The organism is Dyella flagellata, from assembly GCF_030160275.1.
Classification (GTDB): Bacteria; Pseudomonadota; Gammaproteobacteria; order Xanthomonadales; family Rhodanobacteraceae; genus Dyella_B; species Dyella_B flagellata.
This window is the reverse complement of record NZ_BSOA01000048.1, coordinates 25,695-38,394: the sequence shown is the minus strand read 5'-3', so window position 1 is coordinate 38,394 and position 12,700 is coordinate 25,695. Positions and strand designations below refer to the sequence as shown.

At 62.4% G+C, this 12,700-nt stretch carries 15 protein-coding genes; 8 read left to right on the top strand and 7 right to left on the bottom strand.

What is annotated here, in order from left to right:
* Window positions 1-54 precede the first annotated feature (54 nt).
* The gene (locus QQJ96_RS19095) at window positions 55-789 is read right to left on the bottom strand and encodes a 2OG-Fe dioxygenase family protein (protein ID WP_284333619.1); all 735 of its coding nucleotides are present in this window, start codon (window positions 787-789) and stop codon (window positions 55-57) included.
* Window positions 790-894: 105 nt separating this feature from the next.
* Window positions 895-1,293, bottom strand: coding sequence for an ExbD/TolR family protein (locus tag QQJ96_RS19090; protein ID WP_284333618.1), 399 nt, complete (start codon window positions 1,291-1,293; stop codon window positions 895-897).
* Window positions 1,294-1,436: 143 nt separating this feature from the next.
* Between QQJ96_RS19090 and QQJ96_RS19085 the strand changes: the two genes are divergently transcribed.
* The gene (locus tag QQJ96_RS19085; RefSeq protein WP_284333617.1) at window positions 1,437-1,922 is read left to right on the top strand and encodes a DUF3455 domain-containing protein; all 486 of its coding nucleotides are present in this window, start codon (window positions 1,437-1,439) and stop codon (window positions 1,920-1,922) included.
* 66 nt (window positions 1,923-1,988) lie between these two features.
* On the opposite strand, the gene QQJ96_RS19080 is transcribed toward QQJ96_RS19085, so the two are convergent.
* Window positions 1,989-3,092: a calcium:cation antiporter gene (locus tag QQJ96_RS19080; RefSeq protein ID WP_284333616.1), complete on the bottom strand. Its 1,104-nt coding sequence runs from the start codon at window positions 3,090-3,092 to the stop codon at window positions 1,989-1,991.
* A gap of 339 nt (window positions 3,093-3,431) precedes the next feature.
* Between QQJ96_RS19080 and QQJ96_RS19075 the strand changes: the two genes are divergently transcribed.
* Window positions 3,432-4,139, top strand: coding sequence for a transposase (locus QQJ96_RS19075; RefSeq protein WP_284333615.1), 708 nt, complete (start codon window positions 3,432-3,434; stop codon window positions 4,137-4,139).
* Between the two features lie 68 nt (window positions 4,140-4,207).
* On the opposite strand, the gene QQJ96_RS19070 is transcribed toward QQJ96_RS19075, so the two are convergent.
* On the bottom strand, window positions 4,208-4,579 hold the full coding sequence (locus QQJ96_RS19070; protein WP_284333614.1) for an ArsR/SmtB family transcription factor: 372 nt from the start codon (window positions 4,577-4,579) through the stop codon (window positions 4,208-4,210).
* Window positions 4,557-5,018, bottom strand: a complete 462-nt coding sequence (locus tag QQJ96_RS19065; protein WP_284333613.1) for an SRPBCC family protein — start codon at window positions 5,016-5,018, stop codon at window positions 4,557-4,559. The genes QQJ96_RS19070 and QQJ96_RS19065 overlap by 23 nt, the downstream gene beginning before the upstream one ends.
* A 186-nt stretch (window positions 5,019-5,204) precedes the next feature.
* Between QQJ96_RS19065 and QQJ96_RS19060 the strand changes: the two genes are divergently transcribed.
* From QQJ96_RS19060 to QQJ96_RS19050, 3 genes are all read left to right on the top strand, one after another.
* Window positions 5,205-5,570: a YciI family protein gene (locus QQJ96_RS19060; RefSeq protein WP_284333612.1), complete on the top strand. Its 366-nt coding sequence runs from the start codon at window positions 5,205-5,207 to the stop codon at window positions 5,568-5,570.
* Window positions 5,567-6,820 carry an RNA polymerase sigma factor gene (locus QQJ96_RS19055; protein WP_284333611.1) on the top strand — a complete coding sequence of 418 codons (1,254 nt, stop codon included), beginning with the start codon at window positions 5,567-5,569 and terminating at the stop codon, window positions 6,818-6,820. The genes QQJ96_RS19060 and QQJ96_RS19055 overlap by 4 nt, the downstream gene beginning before the upstream one ends.
* A gap of 155 nt (window positions 6,821-6,975) precedes the next feature.
* A complete protein-coding gene (locus tag QQJ96_RS19050) occupies window positions 6,976-8,238 on the top strand; it encodes an MFS transporter (protein WP_284333610.1) in 1,263 nt (420 codons plus the stop codon).
* Window positions 8,239-8,308: 70 nt separating this feature from the next.
* On the opposite strand, the gene QQJ96_RS19045 is transcribed toward QQJ96_RS19050, so the two are convergent.
* The gene (locus QQJ96_RS19045; protein WP_284333609.1) at window positions 8,309-9,514 is read right to left on the bottom strand and encodes a hypothetical protein; all 1,206 of its coding nucleotides are present in this window, start codon (window positions 9,512-9,514) and stop codon (window positions 8,309-8,311) included.
* Window positions 9,515-9,848: 334 nt separating this feature from the next.
* On the opposite strand from QQJ96_RS19045, the gene QQJ96_RS19040 reads away from it, so the two are divergent.
* A complete protein-coding gene (locus tag QQJ96_RS19040; RefSeq protein ID WP_284333608.1) occupies window positions 9,849-10,586 on the top strand; it encodes a 2OG-Fe(II) oxygenase in 738 nt (245 codons plus the stop codon).
* Between the two features lie 188 nt (window positions 10,587-10,774).
* Here the strand turns inward: QQJ96_RS19040 and QQJ96_RS19035 are convergent, their stop codons facing one another.
* On the bottom strand, window positions 10,775-11,449 hold the full coding sequence (locus QQJ96_RS19035) for a restriction endonuclease (protein ID WP_284333607.1): 675 nt from the start codon (window positions 11,447-11,449) through the stop codon (window positions 10,775-10,777).
* A gap of 346 nt (window positions 11,450-11,795) precedes the next feature.
* Between QQJ96_RS19035 and QQJ96_RS19030 the strand changes: the two genes are divergently transcribed.
* Window positions 11,796-12,185 (top strand): hypothetical protein, encoded by a 390-nt coding sequence (locus QQJ96_RS19030; protein WP_284333606.1) that lies wholly within the window; start codon window positions 11,796-11,798, stop codon window positions 12,183-12,185.
* Window positions 12,186-12,307: 122 nt separating this feature from the next.
* A complete protein-coding gene (locus QQJ96_RS19025) occupies window positions 12,308-12,682 on the top strand; it encodes a hypothetical protein (protein ID WP_284333605.1) in 375 nt (124 codons plus the stop codon).
* The last annotated feature ends 18 nt before the right edge of the window (window positions 12,683-12,700 follow it).

Below are 12,700 nucleotides of genomic sequence, written 5' to 3'. Positions count from 1 at the left end.
TTAGCAACTATATGGGTATAGACGTAAAACATGCCTTGTTTCGCAGGGCGCACGTCAGGATTTGCTGCGGAAGGTCACCACCAGCACATCGCGGTGTGCCGGCTCGTCAGCTACCAGCGGAGTAACCGGTGTTACGCCATGAAACACGCGCGGATCGTGGATCAGCGCCGCATCGAACGGGTGGGTGAGGGTGAAGTCGCCCAGGGGCTTGCCGTCCGGTGCATGGATGGTGGTGGTGCCGCTGGCGATATTGTGGCGGTCGATCAGCAGCACCAGCACGAAATCCACGCCATCGCGGTGGCTTCCTTCCGGCGTGGGTTCGCCGGCCGAGGTGGCGTTCGCTTCGATCCGGAACTGATGGACTTCCACGTGCCAATGCAGGCTGGCCGGCGTGAGCGAGCCGAAGAAGCGGTTGCAGAACGCCAGAATGGTAAGCAGGCTGTTGCCGTTTGCTATCGCCGGATCAAGTGGTTCGAACCAGCGCTCGATATCGCCTTGCAGGCGGTTGTATTGCAGCGATTGATAGTGGGGCTGATGCGGCACCAGCATGACGGCACCGTTGGAAGTCGCCGCATAAGTGCCGTGGCGGCGACGACGCTGCCTTCCTGTTGCGGCGAGATAAGGATCGGGGCCGAGCTGATTCCAGCTTGCCGCGAAGCTGTCCCAATCCGATAAATCGCCCGATGCTTGCAGCAGCGGCTGCATGACCTCTGCAGTGACGAAGGAGTAGCCGTCGCGTTTTACGGCGTCGAGCAGCACGGAGACAGGCGAATCTATCGGGTTGCGCATGGCGCGATTATATAGCGGAGCCTGGATTCCCTCGCTCCGAAAGAGCAAGGGAGCCGAGTAGGCTGGGATGACAATCCCAGCGCCTTTTTGGCGTACAGATGTGGGTCAGCGCACTCCGAGCATGTCTATCCTGGCCAGCCCCTGCTCCCTCGCTTCGGACAGGACTGTTGCCACGGTCTGGTAAGCCACGCCGTCGGCCGCATCGATTTCCAGCGCCGGTTGCGTGGATCGCGTTGCGGCTATGGCCAATTGCGTTCGCAGCTGATCGAGGCTGACCGGCGTGTCATTCCAGTACATCGTGCCGTCCGCCTGGATTGCCAGATGGATGGCAGTCGGTGCCTGGGTGAACTGGCTTGAGGCCTGCGGTAAATCCAGTTTTGTTTTATGCGTGATGATCGGGGCGCTGATCATGAAGATGATCAACAGAACCAGCATGACGTCAACCAGCGGCGTGACGTTGATCTGGGCCATTACGGCCTGCGATACACGAGCAGAGAAAGCCATACTTCCTCCTGGGCGAGCGCGTAGATGTGCGCCCGGCATACTTAGGGGGAGCCGGGCGAGGCCAGCTTAGCGCCGGGCCGCGCACAAAAGCAAAGCCATAAGCGCTTATGCTGTCCCGATCGCCACCGGAAAGGAACGACATCATGCTGAGCACACGGGTGTACGGGATGCTGGTCTTGGCAGGTTTCGCAGGCGCGATCCATGCGCAGGCGCCTGCCAAGCCTCCGGCCATCGAAGCGTTTGCCAAGGGAGTGCAGATCTATGCCTGCAAGCCGTCCAACGGCAACTATGCCTGGGTCTTGAAGGCACCGGACGCCAACTTGAGCGATGCCGGCGGCCATGCGCTCGGCAAGCATTTCGCGGGACCCAGCTGGCAGGCCACCGACGGCAGCGTGGTGGTGGGCGAAACGCTCAACTCGTCGCCGTCGCCCGACGCCGGCGCTGTTGCATGGCTGGTGCTGCATGCCAAGTCGCATACCGGCGCGGGCGAGATGGCGAGCGTGCAATACGTGGTCCGCACGCGTACCGAAGGTGGCCTGGCACCCGCCGCGGGCTGCGATGCGGCGCATGCAGGTAGCGAGGTGCGCGTGCCTTACAGCGCCGTCTACCTGTTCTTTCGTGGTGCGTAGGCTGGGATGACAATCCCAGCTTTCCACGCTGTCCCGGTGCTGGGATTGTCATCCCAGCCTATGCGCTCAGGGGCTGAATATCAGCACGATGAACACCACGAATAGTGAAAGATGTACCGCGCCTTCCAGCATGGTGGTGCGCGCGCTGGAGAAGGTCATTGCGCTAAGGATCAAGGTCGCCATCAGCATCACGATGCTCGATGGCGGCACGCCGAGCAGTACCGGTTGGCCGGTATAAAGGCTGATGGCGAGCACGGCCGGCACGGTAAGTCCCAGCGTGGACGCTGCCGAACCCAGGCAAAGATTGATGGCGCGCGTCAGGCGATCGGCGCGCGCGGCGATCAGGGCGGAAATCCCTTCCGGCGCGAACACCAGGATGGCGATGATGATGCCGCCCAGCGCCTTGGGTGCGCCGGTGGCGGCCATACCGTAGTCGAGGATCTTCGCCATGCTCTTGGACAGGATGACGATCGGCAGGATGTTCACCAGCAGCAGCGCGAAGTGCCGCAGCAGTTTTTTTCTGCTGATCGCTCCCGCGGGCTGCTGCGCCACGCTCTTGGCATCGACCGGCTGCGCATCGGCCGTTACGAAGTAGCCACGATGCCGTCCCGTCTGCAGCCACAGGAACACGCCATACAAGGCGAGGGTGAGTAGCGAGAAGGCGAGTGCCTGCGGTGGCGCCAGGGATCCATCGGGCGTGGAGGTGGTGAAGTCCGGCAGCACCAGGGCGGTAAGGGTCAGCGGAATGATCACCGACAGATACGCCGAGGCGCCTTTCAGGTTATAGGCCTGCTCATAGTGGCGAAAGCCACCCAGCAGCAAGCCAAGGCCGACCACGCCATTGAGCACGATCATCAACACCGCGTACATGGTGTCGCGCGCCAGGGTGGAGCTGCCGCTGGAATCGAGCATCACGGCCGAGATCAGCACCACTTCGATGATCACGATGGAGAGCGTCAGCACCAGGGTGCCGAGGGGCTCTCCCAGCATGTGCGCCAGTTCCTCGGCTTCATGCACGACGCCGAAGGCCACCCAGACGATGACGAGGAATAGCCAGGTAAACAGCAGCAGCGCCGAGAGCGGGCTGCCGATGTGGCCTACCCACGAGGAGCCCCATAGCAGGAACAGTACGACGGTCAGCCAGCCGGCCAGGGGACGCATGCTTGTCATGGCTTTATGCATGGGGTGTCTCGTTTCGATCTTCCATGTCGAGCGCGATATTACCGGCCCGGCCGGCCGATGTTGGTGCCGGCGGATGGTGGCTGAAGCGATCCGTCCCCCTTATGCGCCCTGTGGTCAGGCCTTTCCATCACGGCATTTTCACCGATGGGGGCTGAGGCTGTGGCTCGCAAATGGCCGGCAAGCCTGTCTTGGTGGGGTAAACGAGCGACACTCGACGATCCACGTAGATGCGCAGCAGAGCGCGACGTTTGTGCGTGACACGGTCTCGTATCAACAGGGTGGCATCTTCATAGCGACCGCACGCGCATCGCCGCAGGGAGGCCTTCGATGCCACGAGCGTCACGATTCGATCTTGCTTATGTGCCCCAGCACATCATTCAACGCGGGCATGAGGGTAGCGAGTGCTTCTACTCTCCGACCGACTACCGCAGTTATCTCGTGCAGTTGCTGCACGCCAGCAGTCGCTGGGAATGTGCGGTGCATGCCTATGTGTTGATGCCCAATCATGTGCACTTGCTGGTGACGCCGAGCCGCGTGGGCGCGTTGGCGCACATGATGCAGGGCATCGGACGCAACTACGTAAGCTACTTCAACGCGACGTACCACCGTTCGGGGGCGTTGTGGGAAGGGCGCTACAAATCCTGTCTGGTTGGCTCGGACTATGTGCTGAGCTGCCAGTGCTATATCGAACTCAACCCTGTGCGTTCGGGCTTGGTGGGCGAGCCATCCTTCTACCCGTGGTCGAGCTATGCCTGCAACGCGTTGGGCATGCCTGATCCGGTGGTCGTCCCCCATGCGGAGTTTGTGGCACTGGGCAACTATCGCGATCAATGCATGCGCGCCTACCGGCAGCTGTTTGCGGGAGATATCGAGCCCGCCGTGCTGAGGGAAATCCGCACCTACATCCAGCAGCAGCGCGCGTTGGGTTCGTCGGCGTTTCAGGCCCGGGTGGAAGCGATGCTTGGGCGGTGTGCCAAGGCGCGGCCGGCGCACCGGCCAAGGAAGCAGCCTCAGGCGCTTGAACAGGGCCGATAGCGCCGACTGGCGTTTGCTCAAATCCTTTTCGGAGAGAATCTCTTCGGAGAGAAGGGCGTTGGACGCGATTACTTTTCCAGCGCCGCTTTCAGTCTCAGCAGCGCCTGGTCCCATTGTCCGGCAATGACATCGAGCGAGCGCCGGGCTTCCTCCAGCCGCGACGATTCCAATTCCCACAAACGCTCGCGCCCACTTCGAAGGTCGCGCACCAGGCCCGCATCCGCCAACACCTTCAGATGCTTGGTGACAGCTTGCCGCGTGATCTCGGTGCCGGCCGTAAGCTGGGTAATCGACAGCGCACCGCCGGTGCACAGCAGGACGATCAGGCGCAGGCGCGTTTCGTCGCCCAGCGCCGCGAACACCGGCACGGCCTTGCGTAACTGCGGAAACTTTGTGCCGGCGCTTCGTGCCGAAGCATTAGTGCGAGGCAAGATAGACATCGATGTTTTTCATCTGCGCGTCCCAGCCGCCGCTGTTCATGCGGAAGGCTTCCAGCCGCCGGTGTGGTGGGATCTGGTCGAAACCCGATTCGACCAGGCGCAGCAGTGTGCCTTCCGCGGTTTCTTCCAGCTCGAACGCCACCAGGGTGGTGGGTTCGTGCGAATAGTCCACCTCCGGATCCACCGCATAGGGATGCCAGCGAAATGACAGCAGGCGTTCCGGTTCGACGCGCTCGACCACAACTTTCCATAGCAGGTGTTCATAGCCTGGATAGGTGATGTTTCCCTCGCACGGTTCACCAGCCACGAAGCGCTTGCCTTTGAGCGCCACACCGAACCATTCGCCGAAGGATTCAGCGTTGGCCAATGCGCGCCACACCTTCGTGCGCGGCGCCTTGATGTGGATCTGCCGTTCGATGCGATCTGTGGCTGTGTTCATGGGCAACCTCCTGGTTGCATATTAGCCCAGTGGCAGTAGATTATGCAACTTTTTGGTTGCCCTTTGGCGCGCACGCCGGGGCAAGCCGGAATGGGTATGCTCAGTGGCGATGTCCGATTTGCGGCGGCTCGTGCGTCATCACAGTGGCGGCGCATGGTGCCCGCCTTGAACTGACGGAGAAATTCCATGCAATACCTACTGTTGCTGTTTGCCGATGAGAGCGCCTGGGGGCGCATGTCCAGCGCTGATCAGGAACGCGGCGTGGCGGCCTACGGTGCCTATACGCAGGCCCTCAAGGAGGCCGGTGTATGGGTGGGCTCCAACCGGCTGCAAAACACCAATACGGCCACGACGGTGCGCCTGGTCGACGGCAAGTCGCAGGTGCTGGATGGGCCGTACGCGGATTCCAAGGAACAGCTTGCCGGTTATTACCTGATCGAAGCTTCCGACCTGGATGGGGCGCTGGGCTGGGCTGCGCGTTGCCCTGGCGCTGGCCACGGGACCATCGAAGTGCGGCCGGTGTGGCCCACCTACGGAGCCAGCTCATCGTGAGCGATGATGCGTCCGCGCGAGCGGCCGCAAACGCCGTAGCGCGCCGCAGCTACGGCAAGCTGCTCGCGTACCTGGCCGCCGACATGCACGACGTGTCGGCGGCGGAGGACGCGTTGTCGGAAGCGTTCGCCGCCGCACTGGCCGATTGGCCGGTGCATGGCTGCCCTGACAATCCCGAATCCTGGTTGATGACGGTAGCGCGCCGCAAAGGCATCGATGGCGTGCGGCGCCGTCGCAGCGGTGATGCAGCCTCGGTGCAGTTGCAGGCGATAGCCGACATGCGGGCAGAATGCGTGGACACCGGCGAGGAAGAGATCTTTCCCGATCGCCGCCTCGCCCTGCTGTTCGCTTGCGCCCATCCGGCCATCGAGGTAGGCATTCGCGCACCGCTGATGCTGCAGGCCGTGCTGGGCATGGATGCGAAGACCATCGCCTCGGCCTTTCTGGTTTCGCCCGAAGCCATGGGCAAACGGCTGGCTCGCGCCAAACAGAAGATCCGCGAGGCCGGCATCCCTTTCGCCATCCCGGAGCGGGATGCATGGAATGAACGGCTCGAAGGCGTGCTTGCTGCGATCTACGCCACCTATGCCGAAGGCTGGAGCGATCCGGACGATGCCGACCTGATGCGGCGCGACCTCGTCGACGAAGCCATCTTCCTGGCGCGCTTGCTGGCGGAATTGTTGCCGCAAGAACCGGAAACGCTGGGCTTGCTTGCCTGCATGTTGTACGCCGAAGCACGTCGCGGAGCGCGTCGCAACGCGCAAGGCGAGTACGTGCCATTGGCCGAACAGGATGTGCGCTTGTGGGATGCCCGCATGGTCGATGAGGCCGAAGCCTTGTTGCGGCGAGCAAGCACTTTGAAGCATATCGGCCGCTATCAGCTCGAAGCGGCATTGCAATCGGCGCACGTCGAACGCCGGCGTTCCGGGCGGAACGACTGGGCGCCGGAAGTACAGCTTTACGATGCGTTGCACGCACTGACTGGCTCGCCAGTCGTTGCGCTCAACCGTGCGCTGGCGGTGGCGGAGCTGGAAGGGGTCGAGGCCGCCGTTGCCATCCTGCGCGGCCTGTCCGAAGACCGGCGATTGGCCGACTATCAGCCGTATTGGGCTGCGCGTGCGGCGTTGTTTGCACGCGTGGGAGACCTTCACGAAGCCTTGCATGCCTACGACATGGCGATTGGTCTGGCGCGGGATCCGGCGGTACGGCGTTTTTTGCAGCGGCGGCAAAGCGAGGTCGCTACGCGATGATTGCCGTCGCGTAGGCTGGGATGGCAATCCCAGCTTTTCATGCGGTGTGGCATTGCTAATGCTGGGATTGTCATCCCAGCCTACGCAGGCCATCTGCCCGGCCGTATCCTCACTCTGGCAAAATCGGCGCTTCCGCTTACCGGGAAGCCAAACCCATGCGTGACGCTGTCACCACTCCGGCCAATTCGCCAGGCCGGGTGCTGTTCGCCAGTCTGATCGGCACCACCATCGAGTTCTTCGATTTCTACATCTACGCCACGGCGGCGGTGCTGGTGTTTCCCAAGCTGTTCTTCCCTGCGGGCGATGCAGCGACGGCAACCTTGCAATCCTTCGCCACGTTCGCGCTGGCCTTCGTCGCGCGGCCGATCGGTTCGGCCCTGTTCGGCCACTTCGGCGACCGCATTGGCCGCAAGGCGACCTTGGTGGCAGCTCTGCTCACCATGGGCATCTCCACGGTGGTGATCGGCGTGCTGCCCACCTACGCCCAGATCGGACTGTTGGCGCCGACCCTGCTGGCGTTGTGCCGCCTGGGGCAAGGCTTGGGATTGGGCGGCGAGTGGGGTGGCGCGGTGCTGCTGGCGATTGAGAACGCGCCGCCGGGCAAGCGCGCCTGGTACGGCATGTTCCCGCAGCTTGGCGCCCCGCTGGGCTTCCTTGCCGCCACTGGCCTGTTCCTGTGGCTGACCGAGAAAATGGGTGACGCCACCTTCTTTGCCTGGGGCTGGCGCGTGCCGTTCCTGGCCAGCTCGGCGCTGGTGCTGATCGGCTTGTGGATGCGCCTGCGCTTGAACGAAACGCCCGCGTTCGCACGCGCGATGGCGCTGCATGAGCGAGTAAAGGTACCGATGGCGAACGTGCTTGTGCAGCATCCGCGCGCGCTCATCGCCGGTATGTTCGCGGCGCTGGCCACGTTCGTGATTTTCTACCTGACGACAGTGTTCGCCTTGAGCTGGGCCACCTCCAAGCTGGCCTATTCGCGCGAATCGTTCCTGATCGTGCAGATGGTGGGCGTGCTGTTCTTTGCCTTGTTGATTCCGTTCTCCGCCTGGCTGGCGGATAAGCGGGGCGGGCTCTTCGCGATGCTGCTGGCGAACGTGCTGATTTTCATGTTCGGCATTGCCTACGCGCCGCTGTTTGCACATAGCGGCATGCTGTTCATGGTGGTGGGCATGTGCATCGTCGGCCTCACCTACGGTCCGCTGGGCACGGTGCTGGCGCAGATTTTCCCCACCGCGGTGCGTTATACCGGTGCGTCGCTGGCGTTCAACATGGCGGGCATTTTCGGTGCGTCGCTGGCGCCGTATCTCGCCACCTGGCTGGCCAAGACCTATGGCCTGGCCTATGTGGGCTATTACCTTTCGGCAGCGGCCGTGCTGAGCTTGATCGCGTTGCTGGCCAAGCCGCGCGAAGCGAATTAACGGCGCGCCTGGGTGCAGAAAAAAGCCCTGGCGAGCGCGAGCTGCCAGGGCTTTTCGTTAAGCGCGGCCATCAACCGCCCGGGGGATGTTGCTCCTCACGTTTACCCTTCTCCGGCGGCTGCTGCGCAGGGTGCGGCCGTTCGGCTGGATGAGGCTCAGCAGCAGGATGCGGTGCGACCGGACGAGCTTCCTGTGGAGGCGGACCGCCATGGAAAGCCGGTGCTTCCTGCGGCACGGGGTGCGGCCGTTCCGGCGCCATTTCGCGCGGAGCAGGTTGTTCGCGTGGCGCAGGTGCTTCGCGTGGCGTGGGCGCTACTTCACGCGATGGACGTTGCCCGCCGAAGTTTTCAGGCCGTTCTTCGGCCGGGCGATTGGGCGTCATACCTTCACGCGAGGGTGCTTGGTTGGCGTTGCGTTCGGGATGCGGTGCGAAACGCTCCGAAGGCAGGCCACGGTTTTCCTCCGGTTGTGGACGCGCTGCGGGTTGCGGACGCTCGCCACCTGCAGGGGCGCCGTGTGCAGCGACAGTACCTGCGCCAGTGAAAGCAGTCGGTTTAGCCGTGGCTGCGATCTGCGGCGAGCCGTGGTTGGCCGAAAAACGCATCTGCGGATTCTGGCGTGCCATTTGCACGTGCTCCTGCTGCGCTGCTACTGGCGGCGTGTGTTGCGCGTGTTGGTAAGTCATTTCCTGCGGTGTCGGCCGCGCAGCCAAGCCGCCATTGCCGCCGTTGTAGCTCACGTGGTTGACCGTAACGTTGTTGATCACGGTCTTGTTGTACACGTTGGTGACGTGCACGTTGCTGATGTTGTTGACCGTGCGGTTGTAATAGAAGCCACCCGATCCCCAATGGCCGCCTTCGTAGCCTTCGCCGCCATAGCCGTAGCCGTAGTCGACGCCGCCGTAGAAGCCCACCTGCGGGCCCCAATAGCCTTGGTGGAAGACGAACACGGCTCCACTCCAGCCCCAATAGCCTGGCGTCCACAAGGCACCGGTGAACGGTGCGAGCACCCAAGTGCCCGGCACCCAGTAGTATTCCTCGCCATCCCATGCCCAATAACCTGGCGTCCACATGTAGCCATCGCCAGGAATAGGCGGCTGGTCATAAACCGGCAGCGGTGGCGGTGGCGAGCCGGCGGTGATGGTGACGCCGATGGACACCTGTGCCTGCACCGGCGTCGTGACGAACGCGAACGCTGCGGCGGATAGCACGGCGGCGCCGAGCGCCACCGCGCTGCAACGCATGGCAGCCTTCCGCATCAGAGCGTGGTGTTTCATGGATGTTCCTCTTCTTGTTGGCGTGTGCGTAGGAGCAACCTACTGCATGTTGTGCGACGAAACGCTGAGTGTGACGGCTGCCGTTCCTGTTCAATTAAGCGAAAAAAGCCGCTCGACGCCGCCTTGACATGCAAGCGCTTGTATCGCTTTGCAATCGGCAACCTAAATCATGAGTAAAGCGCCACGCGGCGAGGGTGGCCGCTTTCGCGGAACTGACAGCAAGGAAAATACCGCCTGAAGATTGCTTGTCGTGTCTACGCGACAACCGTCCAGCAATAATCGGAGTGCGACGCTTTCTTGCATGGTTTAGCGTGGCGCTTTAGGAGGAATTTCGATGAACAGCAGTCAGGCCGAACGCGCAGCGCAACCACCGGACGATTCCAAGGCCGAGCTTGATTGGCCACGCTTGGCCGGCGATCTCGATCGTTACGGGGTCGCGAGCATTTCGGGTCTCTTGCAGCCCGACGCTTGCCATGCGCTGGCCACGTCGTATGCGGACGATCGCCGTTTCAGAAGCCGCGTGGTGATGGCGCGACATGGGTTTGGAAGCGGCGAGTACAAGTATTTCGCCTACCCGTTGCCTACGCTGATCCAAGAGCTTCGCACGGCCCTCTACCCACCGCTGGCACAGATCGCCAACCGATGGAACCAGGCCATGGATATCGCCGTGCGTTATCCGGCGACCCATGCCCAATACCTGCAGCGCTGTCACGAGGCAGGACAACTGCGCCCGACGCCGTTACTGCTGCAATACGCTGCCGGCGACTACAATTGCCTGCATCAGGATCTGTACGGCGAGCACGTCTTTCCGTTGCAGATGGCCATCCTGCTTTCGCAACCCGGCCGGGACTTCACCGGCGGCGAATTCGTGCTGACCGAGCAGCGGCCACGCATGCAATCGCGGCCGGAAGTGGTGCCGTTACAACAAGGCGATGCGGTGGTGTTTGCCGTGCATCATCGACCGGTGCAGGGCACGCGTGGGGTGTACCGGGTGACGATGCGGCATGGCGTGAGCCGGATTCGCAGTGGGCATCGGCATACGCTGGGGATTATTTTTCATGATGCCGTGTGATGAGCGCTGATCCGCTCCCCGTGGTTGAGTCGGGGCGCAGGGACGCATAAGGAAAACCGCGCAAAAGCGCGTAGGCTGGGATGCTAATCCCAGCTTTCCACACGGCATCCCGATGCTGGGATTGTCATCCCAGCCTACGCACTGCATTTCGTACGTCGGACCGTGCGAGATTCAGATGGAAGCTATGTTTACGTCTGCGCCGCTGTCCGCGCCCGATGATGCATTGGCGGCGGCGAGGAGGGTGCCCGGAATGGCACCACGCACGCGTCGACCGGTAATTGCGCATCGCTCAGCATGGCCACCAGTGTTTCACCATAGATGAGCTCGAAGGGTTTGCCGGCGACGAACTTCCATGCTTCGTCGGTGTAGTCGCCGCAGGCGACGATCTTCACGGCCGAGGCTTGGTGATACCTCATCAGGTTGTGCATCTCACGCACATCCTTCACGTCGACATCGCGGCGCCGCCAGTGACGGCATTGCACCAGCGTGGTCAAGCCGTGCTTGCGCAGGATCAGATCCAGGCCGGCTTCGGCATCGGCATGCCCTACGCGCTCAACGGTATAGCCGCGAAAGCGGAACGCTTGCGCCACGCGCTCTTCGAACGCCTGCCAATGCATGCGGCATAGCTCGGCGAGCTGGTCGCGCACGATCAGACGATGGACTCGCTTGCGATAGCCCAAACAGGTAGCGAACGCGAGCAGCCAACACGCGATCAAGGCCATCCATAACAGCGTCAGGTAGCTTGCGCCATGCACCCCGCGTCCATAGTGGACGCCCAGGCAGGCGCTTAAGCCGAGCAGGATGCCGGCGGGCCAATGCACCAGAACGTAACGTTCGATGCGATGTGTTCCGTGCTTCGCCATCAACTCCCCCGAGCTGTGAACGCTGCTTCCGAACCGCTGATCGACCTTAGCGCGGACGCTACGGGAGATCAGCGTGCAGCGCGGCATTCGGCCGCAGTGCTGTTCTGCCGCAACGTGGTGCGTTTTTGCGGGGGTTCTTTTGTGCGATGCAGCGAAATTTGGGCGGAATGAAGCTCAGCTGTAGCCGTTTTTTCACGTTTTCTCCATGGCCTGACCACCGGCGTATGCTCTGTTACCAGGTCAAACTGAGATCACGGGATTTAGACGGTGTTTTCACACCGCGCATGCCACACCGGACTCGCGGCATCGCCGTTTAGTCATCCCTCTTCCATGGGGAAAAATGGGTATGGGCAAGACAGATACCTGGGTTCGCAGCGTCAGTGTGGATTGGGACGATCCGCAGCTGGTATCGCTGCTGCGCCGTAGCGAAAACTGGAGCATCGACAACCGCGGCGGCTATACGCCTCAGCATGTCCAGGTCTACCTCGGCTGGAGCAACTCGGTGGGCCGTTCGGCCACGCTGGTTTGGGAGCGCGACACGTCGGTGGTGCTGGAAGCCACTTTCCCGCTCGCTCGGGGCGAGCAGGTGCGGGTGGACAAGCACCTGGGCCATCGTGTGCGCACCCTGTGGGGGGTGGTGGTGGAAGGGCGCGAGGGCAATCGTGAAGAAGACCGCCGCAAGGGCATCCATGTGTATTGGCTGCAGGTGCTGAACAAGCCCGGCGACGACTACTAAAGAAACGCCTCGGCCTGCCGATAACCGCCTCAAGTACGCCAGTCACCCAAAGCGTCGAATGCGCTGCCGCTTGCGGCAGAGGGCGCTGCTGGCGTGCCACGGCAGGCAACTTAAAGAGCGGTATGAGTCACTTCAAGCCCGAGTTCAAGGTGTCAAATCATCAGGTGGACTGGAACGATCCGCGCCTGGACGCGCTGCTGCGCAAGACCGAGGACTGGAAGCTCGACAATCGCGGCGCCTACCCGTCGCAGGAAGTCCAGGTCCAGGTTGGCTGGGGGGCCGGCACTACTCGCAAGGCCGTGCTGGTGTGGGAAAGCGATCGCGTGATGGTGCTGGAAACCCGCTTTCTGATTCCGCAGGGCGAGCACGTGCGCGTGGACCGGGTTTTTGGCGACAGCATGCGCACCGGCTGGGGAGTCGTCGCGGAAGGGCGCCCGGGGTTTCGCGAAGAGGACAAGCTCAATGGGGTGTATGTGCATTGGTTGCACGTAACCTAGTGCTGGATTTGTCCCCCT